Raw genomic sequence first — 24,842 nt, 5'->3', positions numbered from 1 at the left:
AAAGAGATTCCATTTATCTATGGAATCTCTTTTTTAGGCTTAAGAAGAAATAAAATGGGACGAGAATTCTTTTTCTCGCTGAAACTGAATACGTTCAAGAGTTATTAATTCAGGCTTTCTTTTCTGTTCAAACTGTCTCAATGTTTCTGAAATCTTTTTGTTTTGATAAAAAACTTGATGCAGTAAGTCAGACAGTAAGTCAGCATCTTTTAATGACTCGTTTAATCCAAAAGCGCCAGTGGGAGTCATCGTATGAGCAGCATCCCCTAATAATAACAGGTGATGCTTTGACCATACTTCGCTTATGCTGCTTTGCACAGAAAGAAGCGTAAAGTCTGACCACGACGTAATAAACCTTTCTATTGAAAGGTTTAAGCTAGGGAAAGCGTCTATTAAACGCTGAATAAACGGTCTAAACGATTGCTTTCGAAGAGCAGGATAGCTGCCTTTTTCAATATTCCATCCGATTTGAACAAAGCCTTTTGCTTGAGAAAAAAGCGCCACCTGCTGCTGCTTCACAAGTGAAAATTTAATAGAAGGCTCCCAATTGGCAGGTGCAGGAATTTTCGCCCAAAGCAAATCGTATCCATGATTGTGGATATTGTTTTTTATGTGCGCAAGTTTGCGAACAGTTGAATATCGACCATCTGCTCCAATAATGATTTTACTTTCAACTATTATTTCACCCCGGCCTTTTTGCTGAGCTTTTATTCCAGTATATTGTCCTTTTTCATTCTGCATTAGCTCCGTTACTTTTGTGCCCAGCATAAGCTTGTAGGAGAGATGGATGCTTGCTTGGTTATTTATAGACTGAAGGAGATGCTGCTGTGGAACATGAATTCCTGCATGTCCAAGTTCAGATTCTATCGTTTTGAATACATGTCCATCCTTCCAGTATTCGACCCTAGACATTCGAAGGAGGCCTAAGCTTTCAATTTCTTCAAATATATGATGTTTCTTAAGAATCATTTCTCCATCTTCATTTAAATGTTCGCCTCGAAATTCTTTTCCAAGCTCATCAGATCTCTCTATCAGTATAGTTGATATATTTTGTTTAGCCAGTAGATAGGCCAGTAGAGCACCGCCTGGTCCGGCTCCTATTATACACACATCTGTTTGATAGTTCATTTTCTTCACCTTGTTTGTTATATGCAATTAAGTTACTTTTAGTAAGTATATTAACTTTTATAAATGTTAATGTCAACTTTTTTATAGCTTTTCTTCTATGAAATTCGCTCTTTGGACAAAACACAAATAAGGTTCTACATAATCAAAGTCAAAGATTAAGTTTTATGATAAACTAAAATACACAAATTATTTTGAATAATTTGTATAAAAAGGTGAAATTTCAAAATTGTTGAGAAAAAGCACGGTTGGAAAGCTGCAGGATTTTTAGCAAGAAGAGTAGAGATCGTTTCTGAAAATTCTAGCAAACTCCAATTTCGACTGGAGGATGATTATGACAAAAGTAGAACATTATATTCAAACATTGGGTAACAGTGCAGATTTGCTAACAAAAAGGCAGACAAGCATTTACTTCGAAAAACTTTCAAACACCTTTCCTTTTTTAACAATCATGCAAATTAATTGGAGAAAAGTATTAATTAAAAAGTCCACCCGGCATATTGAAGAAATCAAAAAATGGCTTCAAGAGATGAATATAAAAGAACATCAGGTTGTTTTATTTTGGAAACGAGCAACTAAAGCTGTAAGCGTCGATTTAGCTCAGGCTTTACTATTTTTTCAACAAACAGCTGATCTTACAGAAGAAGCATTTATTTACTGTCCGTCTGTTGACTATGTAATTGAGTATTTTAAAGACGGTAAAATGATGATTGGTTTAGCAGCACGTTAATTAAAAGGAAAAAAAGCTGAGGGAGGAGGCGAATTAGAACCTCTTCACTCAGCTTTTTATGCATATAAATCTAAAAAATACGAAACATAACGTTATTTACAACATAAATTACCTTCTCTTTATAATTAGTAGGAAAAGTATTGACATTTTCCATAAAACAAATATAATTAACATTAATCATATTGTTAATTGTAAAAAGAGCGATCAGGAGAAATGATGAATGTCGAACAATAAAGCAGTGACGAATCAAACGAAAAAAGAATACCCTAAACCCTATGGCTATACGTCAGATATTGCTGTATTTACGATTGTGACGGAAGAAAAAGAACCATACAAACCACCTAAAATGAGTTTGAAATTAATGCTTATCCAACGAGCAATGGTGAATGCAGAAGGAGAAAAGAACAGCGAAGCAGGAAAGTGGGCGCTTCCTGGCGGATTTGTCCATCCTGATGAATCAGCTTTTGAAGCGGCTAAAAGAGAGCTCGAAGAAGAAACGGGCGTAAAAGATATTCATTTAAAACACTATGGTGTCTATGATGAGCCTGGCAGGGACGATAGAGGATGGGTCATTACAAACGCACATTATGCAATCGTCCCAGAAGATAGTCTAATAAAGCGAAAAGCGAATGATGATGCTGCTCGAGTTGAATTATTTAAAATAGATGAAATCTTTTCATTGCCTTTAGCATTTGATCATGAAATCATCATTCGAGATGCAATCAAGGAAATTAAGAAAGATTTATTGCAAACGACCATTGCCCAGAAGTTTCTGCCTTCTCAGTTTACATACTCTGAGCTGCAGGCTGTGCTGCTTACCGTAACGGATGATGCAGCGATTAAAAGTGATCAGGCCTTTGCACGAAAAATAAGAATGCTGCCATTTATTGAAGAAGTAGATGGAAAAACAACGACGAGAACGTCTAAAAAACCAACAAAGCTCTACCGGTTTGTTGAAATGAATGTGATGAAGCCAATCTATACAGCACGCTACTAAAAGAAAAACTTTCAATTCAAATAATTAACAATATGTTAACTGTTAATTTTCACGTATGAGGGGGAAACATAATGAAAAAAGCACTGATTAACATCGATTATACAAATGATTTTGTAGCTGAAAACGGAGCTTTGACATGCGGAGAACCAGGGAGACACATTGAAACATCCATAAGCGATATTACGCGTCAATTTATTGAGCAAAACGAGTATGTCGTGTTCGCCATTGATTTTCATAAAGAAAATGATTCCTTGCATCCAGAATCAGCGCTGTTTCCGCCTCATAATGTTGAAGGTTCTGCAGGAAGAGAGCTATACGGAAAGTTAAATGATTTATATAATGTGTATCAATCAAAGGCAAATGTAGAATGGATGAATAAGACGAGATACAGCGCATTTGCTGGAACGGATCTGGAGATTAAACTGAGAGAAAGACAAATTACCGATGTCTACTTAGCAGGTGTATGCACGGATATTTGTGTACTTCATACAGCAGTAGATGCCTATAATAAAGGATTTGCTATTTATATTTATGAAAAAGCCGTAGCAAGCTTTAATCAAAAAGGTCATGAGTGGGCGCTTGAACATTTTAAATCTTGCCTCGGAGCAGAAATTATTTAAGGACATAAAAGTGGAGGAAATCAATGAATATGTTTACAGATGACAGCGTAATGCTACACACCGATTTATATCAAATTAATATGGGAGAAACGTACTGGGAAGATAATATTCATCAAAAGAGAGCTGTTTTTGAAGTTTTCTTCCGCAAACTTCCTTTTGGAAATGGCTATGCTGTTTTTGCTGGATTAGAAAGAATTATTGAATATATTAAAGCATTTAAATTTAGCGAATCAGATTTAACCTACTTGCACGAAGAATTAGGTTTTAAAGAAGATTATTTAGCTTACTTAAAAGATCTTACGTTTACTGGAACGATTCGATGTATGCGTGAAGGTGAGCTTGTGTTTCATAATGAACCAATATTACGTGTAGAAGCACCATTAATTGAAGCTCAGCTCGTAGAAACAGCTATTTTGAATATTGTGAATTACCAAACGCTGATTGCGACGAAAGCAGCTCGAATCAAACATGTAGTGGGAGATCAAGTGGCAATGGAATTTGGAACACGCCGCGCTCAAGAAATGGACGCTGCTATTTGGGGAACAAGAGCAGCCTATATTGGCGGATTTGGTGCTACTTCTAACGTGCGAGCAGGAAAGAAATTTGGAATTCCAGTTGCAGGAACGCATGCTCATGCCATGGTGCAGGCTTATAAAGACGAATATATTGCATTTCATAAATATGCTCGTCGCCATAAAAACTGCGTGTTTCTAGTTGATACGTACGATACGTTAAAATCAGGAGTTCCCAACGCCATTAAAGTAGCAAAAGAATTAGGCGATAAAATTAATTTTACAGCGATTCGCTTAGACAGCGGCGATTTAACATATTTGTCTAAAAAAGCTCGTCAAATGTTAGATGAAGCAGGGTTTACAGACACAAAAATTGTTGCTTCCAACGATTTAGATGAAGATACGATTATGCATTTAAAGTCGCAAGGGGCACGAATAGACATGTGGGGAATTGGCACTAAGCTCATTACTGCATATGATCAGCCGGCGCTTGGAGCAGTATATAAACTCGTCTCTATTGAAGGAGAAAATGGCGAGATGATGGATACGATTAAAATTAGCGCCAATCCTGAAAAAGTGAGTACACCAGGGTTGAAGCGCGTATATCGTATTATTAATAATTTGAATGGAAAATCTGAAGGGGATTATATCACGATGGAAGACGAAGATCCTCAAAGCGAAGAACGTTTAAAAATGTTCCATCCTGTTCATACGTTTATCAGTAAATTCGTTACAAATTTTGAGGCAAAAGAACTCCATCATGATATCTTTGTAAACGGAAAGCTTGTGTATGAAACAGAAGAACTTCAGGAAATTCAGCAGTACGTAAAAGATAATTTAGAGCTGCTTTGGGATGAATATAAGCGTACGCGCAATCCTGAAGAATATCCAGTAGATTTAAGCGAGAAATGTTGGGAAAATAAAACGCGTCAAATTGCGTACGTAAAACAAAAAGTAGCGGAAGCCCTAAATAAAAAATAGTAGGGAGCTGGAGACATGTCAGATACGCTTGCTTATTTTCAACAGCTAAACCCTGATAAAAAAATAGATAAGCTTTTAGAAAAAGGAGCGAAAATTGGTATTTATGGTTCTTCTTTTGATCCGGTTACCAATGTTCATCTTTGGACGGCATCAACGGTTGCGCATCGAAAGAAGTTAGATGCTATTATCTTTTTGCCTTCATCGCACAAACGAACAGATAAAAAGCTCCAGACGTCGGATGAGCACCGTGTAAATATGGTTAGCTTAGCGATTAAAGATAACCCAAAATTTTTGCTCGATACGTATGAGCTAGACGTATTGCCCGGCTATCATTACACATACTACACTATGGAGCACTTTAAAAAATTGCTTCCACACGCTGATTTATTTTTTATTATGGGAGCCGACTTACTGCAAGATATTGGTGAAGGCAAGTGGAAGAAAGCAGATGAACTTATTAGTAAAAACCAGTTTATCATCATGGCAAGAGAGGGAATAGACATGTTGAAAGCTATTAGTCATTCTCCATTGCTTCGAAATTATGACGACGGCCGGTTTCAGCTTCTTGATAAAGGGCTGGCGATGGAAATCAGTTCTACTTATATTCGTCAAGAATTTGCCCGGGGCGGAGAACCAAGATATTTAATGCCTGATCTCTGTTATTTTTATAGTAAAAAACATGGACTGTATCAGTAAGAAATCTACATATAATGGAAGGAGAGCATGTATCATGTCAGACATGCAAGAAAAAATAAGAAAAGAGCTACATGTGAAATCTGAAATTGATCCAGCACAAGAAATTCGTGCCCGCGTTGATTTTCTGAAAAGCTACCTAAAGTCAGCAAATGCAAAAGGCTTTGTATTAGGTATAAGCGGGGGGCAGGACTCTAGCTTAGCTGGGCGATTAGCACAGATTGCTGTAGACGAATTGCGAAAAGAAGAATATGAAGCAAAATTTGTAGCCGTTCGCTTGCCTCATGGCACGCAGCATGATGAAGCAGATGCGAAGGCGTCACTAGAATTTATTAAACCTAATGAAACATATACGTTTAATATTAAAAACACGGTGGAAGCATTTGAAAGTTCGTTTACAGGCGCGACAGATATAGCGCTGTCTGATTTTCATAAAGGAAATGTCAAAGCACGTACACGTATGATTGTACAGTATGCAATCGGGGGAGAAAACGGCCTTTTAGTTATCGGAACCGATCATGCAGCAGAAGCAGTAACAGGCTTTTTTACGAAATACGGGGATGGCGGAGCAGACGTGCTGCCTCTAACGGGATTAACAAAACGTCAAGGAAAAGCATTGCTAAAAGAATTAGGTGCAGATAAACGATTGTACGAAAAAGTACCAACAGCTGACTTGTTAGATAATAGTCCTGGTCAATCTGATGAAACGGAACTAGGAATTTCTTATGATGAACTAGACGATTATTTGGAAGGAAAAGAAGTATCACAAGAAGCCGCTGAAAAAATTGAACAGCGCTATCGTATTACTGAACATAAGCGTCAGTTACCGGCTAGCATGTTTGATGAATGGTGGAAATGAGAGAAATGCCCATATTAGGTATATCTAATATGGGCATTATTTTGACTGATTTCTTTCATAAAACAAAAAAGTGGCGGAAAAAGTGTAAATTAACGAATTGTTTTCTCATACACACTTTGTTATTCTTACGCACTTTGGTATAATGAAGTGCTTTTAATATTATTGAGGAGGAACATTTTTTATGGCAGTTGAAGTAGGTAGCAAGGTACAAGGTAAAGTAACAGGTATTACTAATTTTGGAGCATTTGTAGAATTACCTGGAGGTCAAACTGGGCTTGTACATATTAGTGAGGTAGCTGACAGCTATGTAAAAGACATTAATGACCATCTTAAAGTTGGTCAAGAAATTGAAGTGAAAGTCGTTAATGAGAAAGACGGAAAAATTGGATTATCGATTAAAAAAGCGATAGATAAACCTGAAAGACCCTCATCTTCTTATTCACAACGCCCGCCACGTCAGGCAAGAAATAATGATAATCGTTCTAAAAGCAACTTCCAACCAAAGGAAAACTTCGAACAAAAAATGGCGCGTTTCTTAAAGGATAGTGAAGATAATTTATCTACACTAAAACGCAGCACTGAATCAAAACGAGGTGGCAGAGGCGGAAGACGCGGATAAATCCCTTCCACTTTAACTACTTTATTATATAGCTGAAGCAAGCCAGTAAAAATTGGCTTGCTTCTTTTTTGTAATAGCTTAAGTACATGCGCTAGAAGAGTAAAGAGAAGGTTAGGTACTTACTTGGTTGTAAAGTAGATGCCAATAGTGACAAGAGATGAGAGAAGATCAAGGATGAGTAGGATGAAATTTAAATCTATCATAATCATGCCTCCCTTTGTGCGAGCGTTGACGTTAGTATCTGCAAGACCTCCCTTTATTATTCGTAATTTTTTAAAATTTCATTTAATTAAGTGCGATATTTTATATTAAATTAAACTATGTTCTAAATAATAAGTTATAAAATAAAAAGCGCTTATAAGAACAATTTTCTTAAAATAATAAAAAAACCTTATAAGTAAACGAAGGGAAAGTAGAGATGAGTCCCTGATAAAAATAGCTAAATTAACAGAAATTCGTCAGTATTCTTGTATATTCATCTAATCTCTTCATAATTTTAGGAATAAAAAAGTTACGGAAAGACGAGAAATAGACAAAATTCTTCATTTTTTGAGCATTAGTGCTTAATTTTTAGGGATATATAAAATGATTCCATAGACTCAAGGATTTTATAGTAATATATAGAACTTCCATACTATTCTAATTTTTAGCTCGCAAGCTAAGTAAAAGATGCGTATGTTCTGGGGATGAAGACATACATAGTTGCATGAATTATAGAGAGAAATGGAGAGGGGAAAACGATGAAAAAAGTATCAATTCGGGCTGTATTGAGTACAGTAGCATTTTCGGTTGCTTTATCTTCTTTTGCAATGGGAGCAGCCGCTAACGGAAATTCAAAACCAGCGCTTGAACCGTCTTTAGTTAAAATTCAAGGAGACTATAACTTAAAGTCGGCTAAAAAAGTAAAAGTTATTGTGGAGTTAAATGAAGAGTCTGTAGCGGAAGCAAAGAAAAAAGGAGTAGCGCAAAGTAAAGGAAAGATTAAAAAAGCGCGTGACGAAGTGAAAAAAGAGCTTTCAAAAGCTTCTAAAACTTCAAAAGTAAAACGTGAATATGACCAAGTGTTTTCCGGGTTTTCAGCGGAACTTCCGGCTAATGACCTTGAAAAAGTAGCAAGTTTACCTGGAGTAAAAGCTATTTATCCAAGCGTTGAATATCATACAGCAGAAGTGAAATCGAAAGAAGTGAGCGCCGAAGAATACGGTTCTGAAATGGATAAAAGCATTTACTATGTGGGAGCAGATCAAGCGTGGAAGTCAGGATATACAGGTAAAAATATGACCGTAGCCGTTATCGATACAGGCGTTGATTACGACCACCCGGATTTAAAGTCAGCGTTTGAGAAATATAAAGGATGGGATTTTGTAGATGATGACAAAGATCCTCAAGAAACGCCGGCTGGAGATCCAAAAGGAGAAGCAACAACGCACGGAACCCACGTAGCAGGAACAATTGCAGCGGACGGGAAAATTAAAGGGGTAGCTCCTGATGCCCATTTACTTGCTTATCGTGTATTAGGCCCAGGAGGAACGGGTACAACGGAAGACGTGATCGCCGGTATTGAACGTGCGGTAGAAGACGGAGCGGATGTAATGAACCTGTCGCTTGGAGACACAATTAATAATCCTGACTTGGCAACGAGTATTGCGTTAGATTGGGCAATGGAAGAAGGAGTAGTAGCTGTTACATCAAATGGAAACAGTGGACCAGCTAACTGGACAGTAGGCTCTCCAGGGACGTCTCGTGAAGCTATTTCAGTTGGTGCAACTCAGCTTCCTTACAATTTGTATAAAACGACATTAACTGTAGATAACGCAAGCTATGCTTCAGCTGAAGTAATGGGCTTTCCAAATGACAAGGCATTACTAGATGCAAGCGGTAAAAAGTATGAATTTGTACCTGTCGGACTCGGTAAACCAGAAGACTTTGAAGGAAAGGATGTAAAAGGAAAAGTAGCGGTTATTTCTCGCGGCGACATTGCGTTTGTAGATAAAGTTGATAATGCGAAAAAAGCCGGTGCTGTTGCAACGGTGATTTACAACAACGTAGAAGGGACAATTCCTGATATTCCAGGTACATCTCTGCCAAGTATTCGCCTATCAAAAGCCGATGGACAAGCTTTGGTAGCTTCTTTAGCAAAAGGATCCGTCACGGGCTCTTTTACTGCAACATTTGATCAGACAGTTGATGAAACAATGGCTGATTTTTCATCTCGCGGACCGGTTGTGGATACGTGGATGATTAAGCCAGACATTTCAGCACCTGGAGTAGATATTATCAGCACAGTGCCAACAAATGATCCAAGCAACCCTCATGGATATGGGTCAAAACAAGGAACAAGTATGGCCGCGCCGCACGTAGCAGGAGCAGCAGCGTTAATTTTACAGGCGCATCCAAATTATAAAGTAGAAGACGTAAAAGCATCTTTAATGAATACAACGGAATTGCTTCGTGACCGCAACGGGCTGGTTTATCCTCATAATACGCAAGGTGCAGGAAGCATGCGCGTAGTAGATGCAATTAAAGCAAAAACGCTTATTACACCAGGAAGTCACTCGTACGGTGTCTTTTATAAAGATAAAGGGAAACAAGTAGAAAAACAAAGCTTTAAGATTAAAAATCTATCAAATCACAGTCAAAAATACTCGGTCAAAGTAAAATTTAAGAAAAGCCATCAGGCAATTGACGTTAAATCAACAAACGATTTAGTTGTTAATGTAGGAAAAACGCAAAAAGTAAACCTGAATGTAAAAGTAGATGCAGGGAAATTATCTCCTGGCTATTACGAAGGGACAATTACCGTAAGTAACAATAAAGAAACGTACGATGTTCCAACCATCTTATTTGTAAAAGAGCCGGATTACCCGCGCGTTACTTCTGCGTATGTAGATGTACTTGGAAATGGATCATTTGAATACGGCAGTTATTTACCAGGAGGAGCAGAGAAGCTTAGCTATTACATTTACGATGCAACGTTAGAAAAAGGGGAATTGTTAAGTTCGTATACGAATGTAGAAAAAGGATTCTCTAGCGCAACGTGGGACGGAAAGATTAATGGTGAAGCTCTTCCAGCGGGAACATATTATTTATACGCAGAAGCAGTAAAAGCAGGTCAGACGACAGGTTCTTTAGGAGAATTCGAAATTAAATAAATAAAAAAAGAGTGCCAGTCTCTAACTGACACTCTTTTCTTATTGAGCCGTATATCCACCATCGATCACAGCAGCTTGGCCGGTTACGCCTTTTGCTAAATCACTTGCTAAAAACATTGCATAATCTGCAATTTCATCGACAGCAAGCAAACGTTTTTGAGGAACAAGAGGATAAATGACTTCTTCTAGTACTTTTTCAAGCGCTACATTTCGCGTACGTGCCAAATCTTTTAATTGATTTTGAACAAGCGGTGTATCAACATAACCAGGGCAAATCGCATTTACCGTAATGCCGTGCTCCGCACCTTCAAGAGCAGCCACTTTCGTTAAGCCAATCACGCCGTGCTTAGCGCTGTTGTATGCCGCTTTTCCTGAGAAACCAATCAATCCGTTAATGGAGGACATGTTCAAAATGCGGCCGAATTTTTGCTTTTTCATAATAGGAAACGCATGCTTAATCGCAACAAAAGGTGCAACAAGCATAATTTTCGTTAAAAGTTCAAATTTTTCAGTAGGAAATTCTTCGAGCGGGGAAACAAATTGCATGCCGGCATTGTTAATCAATACATCAAGGCGGCCATATGTTTCAACCGTTTGAGCAATCATTTGTTCAATATCACTTTCATTTGTCACATCTGCTTTAATGCCTAATGCTTCGTAGCCTTTTGTCTTCAATTTGTCTGCTGCTTTCTTAACTCCATCTTCATTCAAGTCAGTTAAGACAACAGTCGCTCCGTCTTCAGCGAAGCGCTCACCAATTTGATAACCAATACCTTGAGCTGCACCTGTAATTAACACAATTTTGTTTTCAACCATCGTTTTTTCCCCCTTATATGTAGATGATATAAAATCGCTTACTTTTCCATTTTATCAAAAAATATCTTGATTTAGCGAGTTTTTTAACTGTACTTTACGCGAAAAGAATGGGTGTGGGAAGGGGTGTTTACTACCTTTACTTCCACATTGCTAACAGAAGCGAACGGCGAGGGGCCTTTTTTAATTTCTTCAATAAATTTTTGGATATTACTTTCTTCACCTTCAGCATCAATTTCCACTTTTTGATCGTCTCGATTTCGTACCCATCCGTTAATAGAGCATTCCATTGCTTTTAGCTGCGTATAGTGACGGAACCCAACCCCTTGAACGCGTCCGTCTACGATCATATGCACATGTTTTTTCACTGTTCTCACCTCACAGGCAATTTTCCCTTTTTTATAAAAAAGAAAACAACTACAATCTTAACTTTCACTGTATAATAGAAAAAGACATTGTAAGACTTTAACAATTATAATGTAGATTAAATTAAGAAAGAAGGGTTATGAATGCAAGCAGCAGCACGAACGCAGCAAGCGCAGTCGGCAACGATTTATCGTATTTTATTTGCTATTAGTTTAGGACATTTCCTAAATGATTGTATGCAGTCCGTTATACCGGCACTTTTTCCTGTCCTTGAAAAATCGATGAATTTAAACTACACGCAAATCGGCTGGATTGCCTTTGCTTTAAACATGACGTCATCGATTATGCAGCCGGTATTCGGCGTATTTGCCGATAAGCGTCCCTTGCCATTTTTATTGCCAATTGCAATGTGTTTAAGCATGATTGGTATGGTTGGACTCGCTTTAGCGCCAAATTTTTATTTTGTGATTATATCTGTCTTATTTGTAGGATTTGGCTCAGCTATTTTTCATCCGGAAGGTTCTCGCGTAGCGTATATGGCAGCAGGAGGAAAACGGGGGCTGGCGCAGTCTATTTATCAAGTTGGCGGAAATACAGGACAGTCGATGGCTCCGCTATTTACGGCATTTATCTTTATCGGACTTGGTCAGTTTGGAACGATTTGGTTTACGTTAATTGCAGGTATCGGCGTAGTGGTTTTGTATAGCGTCTCTAAATGGTACAAATCGGAGTTAGCTACTCGTCAACGCTTGAAGAAAAAGCAGTCAGATGTTTCATTTACGATGAACAAACAAATTATTTTTGCGATTGGACTTTTAATTTTTCTTGTTTTTGCACGTTCATGGTACGGAGCAGGTATCCTTAATTTCTTTCAGTTTTATATCATTGAAAAATTCAATTTGCCTATCAAAAGCGCTCAGCTTTACGTCTTTTTATTTATGATTGCAGGGGTATTTGGAACATTCTTTGGAGGTCCGCTTGCCGATCGTTTCGGAAAGCGAAATATTTTATTGTTTTCTATGTTAGGGTCAGTCCCTTTTACTTTATTACTGCCTCACGTTTCTCTAGGAGTGGCAGCACCTCTTTTAGTACTAATCGGCTTTATTCTTCAGTCAAGTTTCAGCGTCACGGTCGTCTATGCTCAGGAGCTGATGCCAGGGAAAATTGGCTTGGTTTCCGGCTTAGTTGTAGGGCTTGCTTTTGGAATGGGAGCTTTGGGAGCTGTTGTATTCGGTAAATTAGCTGATGTCTTCAGCCTTCAGTTTATTATGCTGTTTTGCAGCTATCTTCCAATTCTAGGGCTGTTAACATGGCTGTTACCGAGCGATAAGCGTGTGAAAGAAATACACGAAGCAAAATAAGAAAAAGAAAAAGCAAACGCGCCTTAGCGTTTGCTTTTTCTATGAGCGTGAAGCAAATTTCAAGACGAATTCATATTTTTCTCCTACAATAGAGACAATAGAAATTGAAAATCGAAAGGAAGAATCACCTATGATTAAGCTAAGCGTATTGGATCAGTCTCCTGTTTCAAGCGGATCAACACCAAAGGAAGCGTTGAAACGTACGGTAGAGCTGGCTAAATTAACGGAAGAGTTAGGCTACCACCGCTTTTGGGTAGCGGAACATCATAATACTAACGGTCTTGCAGGCTCATCTCCGACACTTTTAATGACGCACTTAGCTTCTCACACGAGCCGAATCCGAATTGGGTCTGGAGGAGTCCTTCTTCCTCAATACAGTCCGTATAAAGTAGCAGAAGATGCTCAGCTGCTTGAAAATCTGTTTCCTAATCGAATTGATTTAGGTCTTGGACGGTCACCGGGAGGAGATGCGCTGACTCGGCTTGCGCTGACAGATGGAGTCCGTAAAAGCCTCAATGAATTCCCGCGGCAAATTCAAGCGTTAAAAGGACACCTTGAGCATAATTTGCCGTCAGATCATCCGTATTACGGCGTGACGGCTTATCCGTTAAGTGAAACAAAGCCGGAACTGTGGCATCTTGGCATTAATAAAAGAGGAGCAAGGTCGGCTGCTGAGCTAGGCATCTCTTTTACATTTGGACACTTTATTTATTCAGTTGGAGGACAAGAAGCCATTCGTCATTATAAACAAGAATTTATCCCTTCTTCGTATCAATCAAAGCCTAAAACCAACGTATGCGTATTTGTTGTATGTGCAGAAACAACAGAAGAAGCCGAGCAGCATGCCAAAACGCTAGATGATTGGCTATTGAAAGTAGCCAAAGGCGGAGATACAACAATTTCATCGATAGAAGAAGTGCACAATCGTTCTTATTCAGAAGAAGAGCTAAAAAAAATAAGCACCAATCGTCCTCGTATGATCGTAGGAAATCCAGTTGAAGTAAAACAAGGATTAACTCAGCTGCAGAAAAAATACGATAACGACGAATTTTTAATTATTACAAATATCCATGATTATGAAGCGAAAAAGAAGTCCTATGAATTGCTTGCAGAGCTATTTCCTCAACCCTCATTTTTTTAAGAAAAAGATGGGGTTTTTTTACGGGATTAAATGTTAGAATATTTAAAAAGGAGGATTGACATGCACGTAAATCAGAAAAGCGTAAGCAACCAAACTCATAGGATTACCTATACACATATTAAAACGGAAGGGTCTAGTCAAATTTGCTTTATGTTTTCAGGCTTGGGTTATACATATGAAAAGCCGCTATTGTATTATGTAACAATGCTGATGCTAAAACACGGAATTGACGTTGTTCATATTCACTATACATATCCAAAAGATCTCATGACAAAGTCTACAGATGAGATTGCAGACGTTATGATGAAAGACATTGATCTCGTGCTGCAAGACGTTTTATCTCACAATGACTATAAAAATATCATATTTGCAGGAAAATCGATTGGCACAATTCCGCTGATTCAGCGAATTATGAAAGATGAAGTCTACAAAGATGCAGTGATGCTTTTACTGACCCCGCTTTTAACAAGAACAGAACTGTTTGAAAGTTTACTAGAATGCACTCATAAAGGTCTTCTTGTAATAGGAACTCGTGATCACTATTATACTGAAGAAGTTTATCAATTAAAAACAAACACAATGAATATTCAAGTGATTGAAAATGCCGATCATTCATTGGACGTTTTGTATACTCCCACGGAATCGTTAAAGGCGCTGGAAACCGTTTTGAATGACATAGAACAGCTTCTATGAGATAGGAAATAAGGAAAGGAGTACAAAATGGATACGCTACGTGAAATTATTTGCGAAAAAAGAGCCTACAGCTATTCACCTCATACTCATGATCATAACTACAGTCAGCTTTTGTTTCCGCTAGCAGGTGCTCTTGATATTCAAGCAAGTGAGCAGCACTTAACGCTGCAAGAAGGATGCTTTTACATTCCGCCTCGTCAGCTTCATACGTATCAAGCTAAAAATACAAATGAATGTTTAGTTGTTGATATTCCGTTGAAATTTACAGAAAGTGCGCATCTTTCTCAACAAGCCGCTTTTATTCAATGGGATTCAACGTGGAAAGCAATTCGCTACCTTTTACTTGATGGGCTTCAAAAAAGTACTGACAGGGGGGCGCTTGAAGATTTAGTCCGTTACGTTCAGCATTATTTGCCAAAGAAACAAACGTTTAAATCCATTGATTATCTTCATGCTAACTTTAATCAAGAGCTAAACATAGAAAGTCTTGCCAAGCTGGAAAATTATCATCCCGTTTATTTTTCCGCTTGGTTTAAACAAAAAACGGGCTATTCGCCTCAAAGCTATGTAGCGCGTATACGTTTAAATAAAGCAAAAGAATTGTTAAAAGAGAGCAGCTATTCGGTAACGTATATTGCGCATGAAGTCGGCTATCACAGCTTGTCTTCATTCACTAAATGGTTTGCAAAACAAGAAGGAGTCTCACCCACGCAATATCGAAGTATCTTAAAAACAGACAAATAATATCATAAAAGCGGAAAAACTTTTTTCTTTCTTTTAGCTATGATAAAAGAAAGGAGATGGAAATATGAAAACTTCATTATCAAAAATACTTATATTATGTGCAGCTGTACTATGGGGAACAACAGGGACTGCCCAAGCTTTAGCATCTGCTGAAGCGCATTCTGTGGCGATTGGAGCCGTGCGATTAGCTGTAGGGGGACTGTCGCTTCTTGCAGCTTGTCTTATTCAAAAAAAGAAAGTGGACGTAAGACACCTTCCTATTCTGCCTCTTACGGTTGCTGCAGCAAGTATGGCCGCTTATCAGCCGCTGTTTTTTTCAGCTGTTATCAAAACGGGTGTTGCAGTAGGAACAATGGTTGCAATTGGGAGTGCGCCGCTTTTGTCAGGAGTGTTAGATTACATAGTGTACAGCAAGAAACCTACAAAAAAATGGCTGCTTGCCACGTTTACGGGTATTCTAGGGTGCTGCTGCTTGTTGTTAAAAAAAGATAGTCAAATCGACGTGATAGGTTTAGGTATGGCGATAGGAGCAGGGGCGTCTTTTGCTTGCTATACGACTGTTAATAAAAAAATTGTTCAGTATGTTGATCCGCAAGTAGGCGCTTCTCTTGTGTTCACAACAGCAGCTGTTCTACTAATCCCATGCTGGTTTATGTATGATATGAGCTGGCTAGTTTCTTTAAATGGAATAGGCATTGCTCTTCACTTAGGAATACTTACGACTGCTCTTGCTTATGTATTATTTTCTACAGCGCTTAAGTCGGTGCATGCGTCTACCGCGGTGACGTTATCGTTAGCAGAGCCCGTTACCGCTTTTTTACTGGGCGTATTTTTGTTGGGGGAATCCCTGACTTTGGTGAACATATGCGGAGCAGCACTAGTGTTTGTTAGCTTAGCGTTTTTAACGTATTCTCCGAAGTCATCGCTAAATCAGGAGGTGCATATATAAAAAAACCCCTTTCTTTAAAGAAAGGGGTTTTTTTATTAAGCGTACATGCCTGCTACTTGTTTTTGTAGGTTGCTGTCTTCTAAATACTCATCGTATGTCATTTGCTTGTCAACTACTCCGTTTGGCGTAATTTCAATTACACGATTCGCAATCGTTTCAACGAACTGATGGTCATGAGATGTGAAAATCATTGAACCTTTGTAGCTGATAAGTCCATTGTTTAGTGCTGTGATTGATTCTAAGTCAAGGTGATTCGTAGGATCGTCTAGTAAAAGAACGTTTGAACCGCTTAGCATCATTTTAGAAAGCATACAGCGAACTTTTTCTCCTCCGGAAAGAACGTTGGCTTTTTTCAACACTTCTTCACCAGAGAATAGCATTCTGCCTAAGAAACCGCGTAAGAAGCTTTCGCTTTGGTCATTAGGTGAATACTGACGCAGCCAGTCTACTAAGTTTAAATCTCCGTTTTCAAAGTACTCGGAGTTGTCTTTTGGGAAAAAGGCTTGAGACGTTGTCACACCCCATTTGTAGGTACCGCTGTCTGCTTCCATTTCACCCATTAAAATCTTCATTAATGTTGAATTTGCAAGTTCGTTGCGGCCTACAAGAGCGATTTTGTCATCTTTATTCATAATAAAGCTTACGTTATCAAGCACTTTTACGCCGTCAATTGTTTTTGTAAGACCTTCCACGCGAAGTACGTCATTTCCAATCTCACGTTCCGGCGTGAAGTTCACGTACGGATAGCGACGAGAAGAAGGGCGGATGTCATCTAATGAAATTTTATCAAGCAATTTTTTACGAGACGTTGCTTGTTTTGATTTCGATGCATTTGCGCTAAAGCGAGCGATAAAGGCTTGAAGCTCTTTAATTTTTTCTTCTTTTTTCTTGTTCGCATCTGACGCCATTTTTTGTGCTAATTGACTTGATTCATACCAGAAATCATAGTTACCAACGTAGACTTGGATTTTACTGAAGTCAAGGTCAGCAATGTGCGTACATACTTTGTTTAAGAAGTGACGGTCATGAGATACAACAATGACTGTGTTTTCAAAGTTAATTAAGAACTCTTCTAACCATTGAATTGCTTGAATATCCAAGTTATTCGTAGGCTCATCTAAAAGTAATACATCAGGTTTTCCGAATAAAGCTTGTGCAAGAAGCACTTTTACTTTTTCACTACCCGTTAGTTCAGCCATTTTTTTTGCGTGAAGATCTTCAGAAATACCTAATCCTTTTAAAAGAATAGCTGCTTCTGATTCTGCTTCCCAACCGTTTAATTCAGCAAATTCACCTTCAAGCTCAGCTGCTTTCATTCCGTCTTCATCTGTGAAGTCTGCTTTCATATAAATAGCATCTTTTTCTTGCATTACTTCATAAAGGCGAGCGTGCCCCATAATAACGGTTTTCATAACTTCTTGATCTTCATATTCGAAGTGGTTCTGTTTTAAGACAGCAAGGCGTTCGCCAGGGCCCATATGTACATCACCAGTTTGAGATTCAATTTCACCAGATAAAATTTTTAAAAACGTTGATTTTCCAGCACCGTTTGCGCCGATTAATCCATAACAGTTACCAGGTGTGAATTTAATATTCACATCTTCAAATAACTTTCGGTCGCCAAATCGTAAACTTACATTACTAACTGTAATCATGTATGAGCAGTCCTCCAAATTCAATATCTATAAAATTATACCATTCTTTTGAGATAAGAGCGATATGAATACAATATTTCAAACATAAAGTGTAACCGACACTTTAAGCACGCGTCAACCATTTAAGGGATTTTTTGATTATTCTAGCATTCACCAAAACATTGAGCGGCAAACCAGCATGTATAATCCTTCAGTAATCAGCTCTTTTTCATTTTTAAGATGGATGTTGTATTCCTTTGTATAAGAAACAAAAAGAAGAATAATACTACCTGGTAAATAAAAGAATTTTTATAAAGTAAACACTGATATTTTACGGGTGCTTATTTCTAAAATTGGTTTGACATAGACATAAATAGGGTGATTATCATGTGGAAATTAGTTGTTTCCTATCTTCCAGAAGGGCCAGTTTTTATACAAGCAGTTCTGGTTTTTTTCATCCCATATATAATCTACAAATTATTAAGCGGGATTCGTAATTCAGAGGAAGAGTGATGGAAGTGAAAAAATGGAAATCGGCAGTGAAAAAAATAGGTAACCATGCGAACGAGAAGGAAAACAAACAGGAATCTATACATCAAGATTCACCTAATCATGTTACGGATCATTTAGCTTTAACTCTAGAAGTAATTAAAAATGAAATTGGTCATAATTCCGACGTTCATTTTCGTGAGTTTATTATAGGACGCACCGGCATTCAGGCAGCTATTATTTTTGTAGAGGGGCTCTCAGATAAAGATCTTATTGAAAAACATATTTTGTCATCATTGATGGCTGATTTTTCAAAAGAATATCAACAGGATCAGCTTTACGTAAAGGGAAGCCTTTCAAAACAGTTTATTAAAAGCCAAGTATTATCAATTAGTGATGTAGAAGAGGTCCATTCTATTAAAGAAGTAATATCAAAAGTCTTAACAGGATCTACGGCTCTTTTGATTGACGGGTTATCACTTGCCTTAATTCTTGGTACAAGCAAATTAAAAACAAGGACGATTGAAGAGCCCGTATCAGAAGCATTAGTGAGAGGGCCAAGAGTAGGCTTCACTGAATCTTTAAGTGATAATACTTCTTTATTAAGAGGAAGCGGAGATATTGAAAATTTGTCGCTGGTGAAATTTCAAGTAGGAAAGCGTTCCAAAAAAGATTTAATTGTTGCTTACATAAAGGAAATTGTTGATCCAGAACTAGTTGAAGAAGTAGAAAAACGAATTAAAAAAATTGACCTTGATAATGTACCGGAGTCTGGATATGTTGAACAACTCATTGAAGATAATTACCTTAGTCCCTTTCCTCAGGTACAGAATACGGAGCGTCCCGATCGTGTAATTGCTGCTTTGATGGAAGGGAGAGTAGCCATTTTATTAGACGGGACGCCTTTTGCTTTGATTGCTCCCGTTACGTTTAGCATGATGTTACAGTCGCCGGAAGATTATTATGAAAGGTGGATTCCCGGTACATTCATTCGTTTTCTTCGTTATATTGCAGTGGTTCTTTCCCTTTTTACACCGGCTTTGTATATTGCGTTTATTTCATTTCATCCAGGATTAATTCCGACTAAGTTAGCTATTTCTATTATAGGATCAAGATCTGGTGTTCCGTTTCCCGCCCTTATCGAAGCCTTATTTATGGAACTATCGATCGAAATTTTGAGAGAAGCCGGACTCCGGTTGCCGAAACCAATTGGTCCAGCAATGGGCATTGTCGGTGGGTTAATCATTGGAGAAGCTGCGGTGCAGGCAGGAATCGTTAGCCCTATTTTGGTGATTGTAGTGGCGTTAACTGCCATTTCATCGTTTTCTATTCCGCAATATAGTGTAGGAATCACATTGCGTATTCTTCGTTTTGTAGCCATGCTTTGTGCTGCCATACTTGGATTATATGGCGTCATCTTATTTTTCCTTTTTATGATGAGCCATTTAGTGAAACTAAAAAGTTTCGGCGTACCTTATATGAGTCCAGCTGTTCCTTATCGTTTAAGTGAATGGAAAGACTTGGTAGTCCGTATGCCTCTGATGATGATGAAACGACGTCCAAAGATGATGCACACCAAAGATCCTCTGCGAAAAGGGTAGCTTATGATGAAAGGAAATGGGCCGTTAGAAATGATAAATTCAAAAAATCGTATTACGACGCCTCAAACAACTATTATTATTACCAACTTTATCCTTGGAACAGGGATTCTTACCTTGCCCCGGGCAGCTGCGGAAAAAGTGAAAACACCAGATGTTTGGCTAACTGTTATTTTAGGGGGGATAATCACCATGATAGCAGGGGTAATCATGGTGAAATTAAGTCAACGCTTCCCTGAAAAAACCTTTTATCAATACAGCCAAGAAATTGTAGGGAAATGGATAGGCAAGTTATTTAGTTTCCTCATGATAGGTTATTTTTTGGCGCTGGGTGGGTTTCATGCTCGTTCATTGGCAGAGGTAACTGGATATCTGTTGTTGGAGGGAACTCCCAAATGGGCTATAATCATGCCATTTATGTGGGCAAGTCTCTATCTGATAAGAGGGGGAATAAATCCAATTGCCCGTATATTTGAAATTATATTACCTATTACGGTTATTCTTTTTTTACTTGTTGCCTTTATGAGTATCAAAATATTTGAAGTGGATAATCTGCGCCCGGTACTAGGTTCAGGTATTACGCCGGTGTTAAAAGGGATAAGGACAACAGCTCTTGCGTTTACTGGGCCTGAATTCATGCTTTTAATATTGGCATTTATGAAAGAACCAAACAAAGCAGTAAAAGCTGTACTAGTTGGTACTGCGATTCCTTTGCTTCTTTATGTTATTACCGTCGTGATGGTTATCGGAGCGTTCTCAGTGGATGGAGTGGTTACGAGAACGTGGCCTACGCTTGATTTGATAAGAAGTTATGAATTAACTGGGTTAATCTTTGAACGCTTTGATTCCTTGTTGCTGGTGGTATGGATTATGCAAATGTTTACTTCTTTTAATGTTAACCATTACGCTGCTTCATTAGGACTGTCTCAGCTTTTTAAAAAAAATATCCATCCATTTATGTATGGTGTGCTTCCGGTTATTTATCTCATTTCCATGATTCCTAGAAATATCAATGATGTATTTAAATTAGGAGATATGGTTGGCAGTGCTGCCCTGATTTTATTTGGCTTTTTACCGGTACTGCTTCTTATCATTTCAAAAATAAAGGGGAAAAAGTATGAGACAAGCCTCTAATCACGTACGGTTCTTCTTATCGGTTTTGCTTTCTGTTTTTTTGCTCTTTCCTCTGGCGGGCTGTTGGAGCAGTCATGAAATTGAAGAACGAAGTTTAGGAGTAGGTATGGCTCTTGATAAAGCTAACAAGTCCATGGCTGAAAAAGAATTTGATGAACAAGAAGAGTATCCCAAAAGGAACTTGATTACGTCAACCTACCAACTGATCACTCCGCAAGTGGCAAGTTCAACAACTGTCCAAGGAGGATCTCAGCAGAAGGCTTACGTGAATATGGCTGAAACGGGAGATTCTATTCATCAAATGACCCGTGAATTATCATTGAGAAGAGAGACTTCGATTGCCAGCCAACATCTAAAAGTAATTATTATTGGCGAGGCTCTTGCAAGAACGTATAGCTTAGGAAAATTAGTGAATGAGTTTCTTCGTGATAATGAGATTAGACCAAGTTGTCTTGTACTTATTAGTAAAGGGAGAGCTAGCGACGGGCTAGAATCGAAGACAGCAGGAGAGATCCCGGCATTTCGTTTGGCTGGAATGGTGGAAAATGCCTATCGAACAACAAGAATTTTACCTCCCACTTCGCTCATTAAATTAGAGAGCAATATTGAATCAGGGACTAGTTTTCTATTGCAAAATGTATTATCGGCAAATGGGGAAATCAAATTTGCTGGTGCTGCCATAATTAAAGGGAAAACAAACAAAATGATCGGTTTTTTGAATGAAGAAGAACTAGATGGTCTGACTTGGATCACAGGAAAAGGGAAAGGCGGGCTAGTGAAAAGCTTTGATAAAAAGACCGGTCAGCTGATTGTATACGAAATAGAATCCATGAAAAGTCATATTGAACCTCATGTTAAAGGAAATAGCATCTCCTTCAATGTGCATATTGAATCCGAGGGGAGGCTATCTGAAAATTGGGTGGTCTCAGGAAATCCTTTGAAAAATCAATTTTTACAGAAGGTGCAAAAAAACTCAGAAAAAAAAGTGAAACACCTCGTAAGAAACACGGTAGAAAAAATGCAAAAAGAATATAAAGTCGATGTGGCCGGGTTCGGAAACCAATTGAGAATTAAGAGGCCCAGAGTATGGATGAGGGTTAAAGACAATTGGGATCAAACATTTAGTGAAGTTCCAATTAACTATGATGTAAAATTAATGATTAAAGATTATGGAACGTCAGGATCAAAAAAATGAGTAGCTAAGTACAATTTTGCTTGTTTTGATGTTGAAAATGAAAGAAGCTAAAAGGAATAGCCTTAGAGCTTGCTAAAAAAATATTTCCCCTAGTAATGAGCTTGAGGGATAAATGAAAAATAAGAGCTGTCCAGAACCGACAGCTCTTATTTGCTATTCAAAAATATAAGCTAATGCTTGAAGAGCCTGTTCTGGCGTTTCGACTACAACCTGGGCTTTGTTTGACAGTTCTTTAAGCGGGTGATGCAGTTTTTCAGGGCGAACCAAAATTAGCGGTTTATCTAATGCAATGGCTGTCGCCGCATCCATTGCGCTGTTCCATTGCTTGTATTTTTCGCCAAATAAAGCAATAACCACATCAGATTTTTTTAGGAGTACCTGCGTACGTAAATTATTAATTTGAGAAGCAGCTTCATCTTTTAAGACAGCGTTAGGCTGTTTTCCTAAAATTTCTTCTCCAATGTTGTCGGAGCGGTCATGGTCTGTCATGGGACCGACAAAGGTAAGGGGAAGGTTTAATTGTTCTGCTTGGTTTTTAATTTCGTCTCGCCAATTATCGTGAATTTGCCCGGCAAGGTATACGGTTAAGTTCATTATGTAGAAGTCCTCCTCTAACTAAAGTTTGTTTTATTTTATCAAATGTAAGCGGATAATACGAATGATTTGAATGGGCTACTTTTCCAAAAATAAGGTTATAGTAGACAAATAGTTAAAAAAGAGAAACAATAGAAGGCGTATTGCTAATTAAAGAAAGGATGTACATGATGACAGAAACAGTGCTACAAGTAGATCATGTCAGTAAAGTAATTGGGAAGAAAACCATTTTGCATGATGTATCCTTATCGGTTGAGCGCGGTGAGATTTTCGGATTGCTTGGTCCAAATGGTTCTGGAAAGACAACGCTAATTCGTACCGTCGTAGGACTCATTAAAGAAACAGAGGGCACGATTACCGTTAACGGCTTTCCTTTAAAAGAACAGTTTACATCAGCTATGAAATCAATTGGAGCGATTATTGAAAACCCTGAGTTTTATGATTATCTGACGGGCTATCAAAATTTAAAACACTTTGCGAATATGCATGAAGGGATCACATCAGAACGCTTGGATGAAGTGATTGCTTTAGTAAAGCTTGAAAACAGCATTCATGCAAAAGTGAAGACGTATTCTCTTGGGATGAGACAGCGTTTAGGAGTGGCTCAAGCTATTTTACATAAGCCTGCATTGCTTTTATTAGACGAACCAACAAATGGTCTAGACCCAGCGGGAATGAGAGAATTTCGTACATATTTACAAACGCTTTGCAGGGAAGAAGGAATTTCAATCTTAATCGCGAGCCACTTATTAAAAGAAGTAGAAGCACTATGTGACCGCGTTGGCATTATTCAAGACGGTGAGTTAAAAGCCATTCAAGATCTATCTCCAAATCGTCAAGATCAAGGAATGTACGTAGAATTTGAAGTGTCTGATGCGCAAAAAGCAGCGGATCTTTTATCACAAGAATTTGAAGTAACGATGAGATCACATAGTATCGACGTGGCGATTGTAAAAGAACAAATTCCAGCTGTGAATAGAAAATTAGTGGACAGCGATATTTTAGTCTACCGAATCACTCCTGTGTATGAGACGCTTGAAGATTCGTTTATGTCCGTTACGGAAGGAGAGCACCATGCTTAAGTTAATTCAAAATGAACATATGAAATGGTTTCATAAAAGAAGTACAAAAGTCACGTTTATTACAATCGGTATTTTAACTCTTTGTATGGCTCTTTTAATGAAGAAAGTAGCAAACAGTGCGGGAACGGAAGACAACATTTTGAACTTCCTGTCATTTAGTTCAGGTATGCTCATTCTTGTTCAATTTTTTGCTCTTGCTGTTGGAGGGTCAATGGTTGCAAAAGAGTTTGAGGCAGGTACCATTAAGCTTCTTTTAATTCGCCCTGCTAGACGTTCAACGATTTTAGCATCCAAGTACCTAACCCTCATTTTAATTAGCTTGTATTATTTACTGAGCTATTTGCTTTTTTCGTTTGTATGGGGAGCCTTGTTCTTTGGATTTACCAGTCTAGAAGGAGATGCGCAGCTGCTTAAAAACATTACGCTTACGTATGACAGTGCGTATATGGAAACGTTTATGATGATGACGTTCGCATTCATGCTGTCGTCTTTATTTAGAAACAGCGCGCTTGCTTCAAGTCTAGCTATTGTCGTAAGTATCGGCGCGAAAGCTGTAACAGGACTAGTATCAGAGTTAGGCTTATGGTGGGGGAAATTTTTATTATTTGCCAACACGAACTTTGTGCAGTATATGGACGGAATGAAACCGCTGTTTGACGGCATGACGATTCCATTTTCAATCTTCGTCTTAGTCGCGCATTTTGTCTTCTTTATGGGCGTAGCTTGGGCAGCGTTTTTAAAACGAGACGTAGCTAATTGAT

At 38.3% G+C, this 24,842-nt stretch carries 23 protein-coding genes; 18 read left to right on the top strand and 5 right to left on the bottom strand.

Annotated features, from left to right (window positions below; all coding sequences use genetic code 11):
- Positions 1 to 39: 39 nt before the first annotated feature.
- Positions 40 to 1,128 carry an FAD-dependent monooxygenase gene (locus tag ACFX4N_RS03555; RefSeq protein ID WP_063671486.1) on the bottom strand — a complete coding sequence of 363 codons (1,089 nt, stop codon included), beginning with the start codon at positions 1,126 to 1,128 and terminating at the stop codon, positions 40 to 42.
- A gap of 331 nt (positions 1,129 to 1,459) precedes the next feature.
- On the opposite strand from ACFX4N_RS03555, the gene ACFX4N_RS03550 reads away from it, so the two are divergent.
- From ACFX4N_RS03550 to ACFX4N_RS03515, 8 genes are all read left to right on the top strand, one after another.
- The gene (locus tag ACFX4N_RS03550; RefSeq protein ID WP_013056903.1) at positions 1,460 to 1,855 is read left to right on the top strand and encodes a CDI toxin immunity protein; all 396 of its coding nucleotides are present in this window, start codon (positions 1,460 to 1,462) and stop codon (positions 1,853 to 1,855) included.
- Between the two features lie 220 nt (positions 1,856 to 2,075).
- Entirely contained in the window at positions 2,076 to 2,852 is a 777-nt protein-coding gene (locus ACFX4N_RS03545; protein WP_013056904.1) for an NUDIX domain-containing protein, read from the top strand.
- A 71-nt stretch (positions 2,853 to 2,923) separates the two neighbouring features.
- Entirely contained in the window at positions 2,924 to 3,472 is a 549-nt protein-coding gene (locus ACFX4N_RS03540) for a cysteine hydrolase family protein (RefSeq protein WP_013056905.1), read from the top strand.
- 23 nt (positions 3,473 to 3,495) lie between these two features.
- Positions 3,496 to 4,965 carry a nicotinate phosphoribosyltransferase gene (locus ACFX4N_RS03535; protein ID WP_041816550.1) on the top strand — a complete coding sequence of 490 codons (1,470 nt, stop codon included), beginning with the start codon at positions 3,496 to 3,498 and terminating at the stop codon, positions 4,963 to 4,965.
- A gap of 15 nt (positions 4,966 to 4,980) precedes the next feature.
- Positions 4,981 to 5,661, top strand: a complete 681-nt coding sequence (gene nadD / locus ACFX4N_RS03530) for a nicotinate (nicotinamide) nucleotide adenylyltransferase (protein ID WP_029321572.1) — start codon at positions 4,981 to 4,983, stop codon at positions 5,659 to 5,661.
- A 34-nt stretch (positions 5,662 to 5,695) separates the two neighbouring features.
- Positions 5,696 to 6,517 (top strand): ammonia-dependent NAD(+) synthetase, encoded by an 822-nt coding sequence (gene nadE, locus ACFX4N_RS03525; RefSeq protein WP_013083029.1) that lies wholly within the window; start codon positions 5,696 to 5,698, stop codon positions 6,515 to 6,517.
- Positions 6,518 to 6,698: 181 nt separating this feature from the next.
- Positions 6,699 to 7,136: a S1 domain-containing RNA-binding protein gene (locus tag ACFX4N_RS03520; protein ID WP_013056909.1), complete on the top strand. Its 438-nt coding sequence runs from the start codon at positions 6,699 to 6,701 to the stop codon at positions 7,134 to 7,136.
- Positions 7,137 to 7,876: 740 nt separating this feature from the next.
- Entirely contained in the window at positions 7,877 to 10,288 is a 2,412-nt protein-coding gene (locus ACFX4N_RS03515; protein ID WP_377260852.1) for a S8 family serine peptidase, read from the top strand.
- Positions 10,289 to 10,327: 39 nt separating this feature from the next.
- Here ACFX4N_RS03515 and ACFX4N_RS03510 read toward each other — a convergent pair whose 3' ends face one another.
- Positions 10,328 to 11,104, bottom strand: a complete 777-nt coding sequence (locus ACFX4N_RS03510; protein ID WP_057273111.1) for a 3-hydroxybutyrate dehydrogenase — start codon at positions 11,102 to 11,104, stop codon at positions 10,328 to 10,330.
- An 83-nt stretch (positions 11,105 to 11,187) separates the two neighbouring features.
- Positions 11,188 to 11,469 carry an acylphosphatase gene (locus ACFX4N_RS03505; protein WP_013083031.1) on the bottom strand — a complete coding sequence of 94 codons (282 nt, stop codon included), beginning with the start codon at positions 11,467 to 11,469 and terminating at the stop codon, positions 11,188 to 11,190.
- A gap of 141 nt (positions 11,470 to 11,610) precedes the next feature.
- On the opposite strand from ACFX4N_RS03505, the gene ACFX4N_RS03500 reads away from it, so the two are divergent.
- From ACFX4N_RS03500 to ACFX4N_RS03480, 5 genes are all read left to right on the top strand, one after another.
- Positions 11,611 to 12,828: an MFS transporter gene (locus ACFX4N_RS03500; RefSeq protein ID WP_192100449.1), complete on the top strand. Its 1,218-nt coding sequence runs from the start codon at positions 11,611 to 11,613 to the stop codon at positions 12,826 to 12,828.
- Between the two features lie 130 nt (positions 12,829 to 12,958).
- Positions 12,959 to 13,969, top strand: coding sequence for an LLM class flavin-dependent oxidoreductase (locus ACFX4N_RS03495; protein ID WP_029321579.1), 1,011 nt, complete (start codon positions 12,959 to 12,961; stop codon positions 13,967 to 13,969).
- Between the two features lie 60 nt (positions 13,970 to 14,029).
- Complete coding sequence (locus ACFX4N_RS03490; RefSeq protein WP_377260849.1) at positions 14,030 to 14,662, top strand: alpha/beta family hydrolase; 633 nt, start codon at positions 14,030 to 14,032, stop codon at positions 14,660 to 14,662.
- A gap of 27 nt (positions 14,663 to 14,689) precedes the next feature.
- Positions 14,690 to 15,406 carry a helix-turn-helix transcriptional regulator gene (locus ACFX4N_RS03485; RefSeq protein ID WP_013056916.1) on the top strand — a complete coding sequence of 239 codons (717 nt, stop codon included), beginning with the start codon at positions 14,690 to 14,692 and terminating at the stop codon, positions 15,404 to 15,406.
- A 64-nt stretch (positions 15,407 to 15,470) separates the two neighbouring features.
- Complete coding sequence (locus ACFX4N_RS03480; RefSeq protein ID WP_057273114.1) at positions 15,471 to 16,355, top strand: DMT family transporter; 885 nt, start codon at positions 15,471 to 15,473, stop codon at positions 16,353 to 16,355.
- 35 nt (positions 16,356 to 16,390) lie between these two features.
- Here the strand turns inward: ACFX4N_RS03480 and ACFX4N_RS03475 are convergent, their stop codons facing one another.
- A complete protein-coding gene (locus tag ACFX4N_RS03475; RefSeq protein WP_013056918.1) occupies positions 16,391 to 18,010 on the bottom strand; it encodes an ABC-F family ATP-binding cassette domain-containing protein in 1,620 nt (539 codons plus the stop codon).
- Between the two features lie 491 nt (positions 18,011 to 18,501).
- On the opposite strand from ACFX4N_RS03475, the gene ACFX4N_RS03470 reads away from it, so the two are divergent.
- Genes ACFX4N_RS03470 through ACFX4N_RS03460 form a run of 3 tightly spaced genes read left to right on the top strand, consistent with a single transcriptional unit; the run spans position 18,502 to position 22,405 of the window.
- On the top strand, positions 18,502 to 20,079 hold the full coding sequence (locus ACFX4N_RS03470; protein ID WP_057273115.1) for a spore germination protein: 1,578 nt from the start codon (positions 18,502 to 18,504) through the stop codon (positions 20,077 to 20,079).
- Between the two features lie 3 nt (positions 20,080 to 20,082).
- A complete protein-coding gene (locus ACFX4N_RS03465) occupies positions 20,083 to 21,210 on the top strand; it encodes a spore germination protein (RefSeq protein ID WP_082611718.1) in 1,128 nt (375 codons plus the stop codon).
- Positions 21,194 to 22,405 (top strand): Ger(x)C family spore germination protein, encoded by a 1,212-nt coding sequence (locus tag ACFX4N_RS03460; RefSeq protein WP_057273116.1) that lies wholly within the window; start codon positions 21,194 to 21,196, stop codon positions 22,403 to 22,405. Before ACFX4N_RS03465 ends, ACFX4N_RS03460 begins: the two co-directional genes overlap by 17 nt.
- Before the next feature lie 153 nt (positions 22,406 to 22,558).
- Here the strand turns inward: ACFX4N_RS03460 and ACFX4N_RS03455 are convergent, their stop codons facing one another.
- Complete coding sequence (locus tag ACFX4N_RS03455) at positions 22,559 to 22,999, bottom strand: YtoQ family protein (RefSeq protein ID WP_025752263.1); 441 nt, start codon at positions 22,997 to 22,999, stop codon at positions 22,559 to 22,561.
- A 170-nt stretch (positions 23,000 to 23,169) separates the two neighbouring features.
- On the opposite strand from ACFX4N_RS03455, the gene ACFX4N_RS03450 reads away from it, so the two are divergent.
- Both ACFX4N_RS03450 and ACFX4N_RS03445 read left to right on the top strand, forming a co-directional pair.
- A complete protein-coding gene (locus ACFX4N_RS03450; RefSeq protein WP_013056923.1) occupies positions 23,170 to 24,081 on the top strand; it encodes an ABC transporter ATP-binding protein in 912 nt (303 codons plus the stop codon).
- Positions 24,074 to 24,841 carry an ABC transporter permease gene (locus ACFX4N_RS03445; RefSeq protein WP_057273117.1) on the top strand — a complete coding sequence of 256 codons (768 nt, stop codon included), beginning with the start codon at positions 24,074 to 24,076 and terminating at the stop codon, positions 24,839 to 24,841. Before ACFX4N_RS03450 ends, ACFX4N_RS03445 begins: the two co-directional genes overlap by 8 nt.
- Position 24,842 lies beyond the last annotated feature (1 nt).

The organism is Priestia sp. YIM B13551, from assembly GCF_042787905.1.
Classification (GTDB): Bacteria; Bacillota; Bacilli; order Bacillales; family Bacillaceae_H; genus Priestia.
The sequence above is the reverse complement of the archived record's forward strand: the minus strand, read 5'-3'. Positions and strand labels throughout refer to the sequence as shown.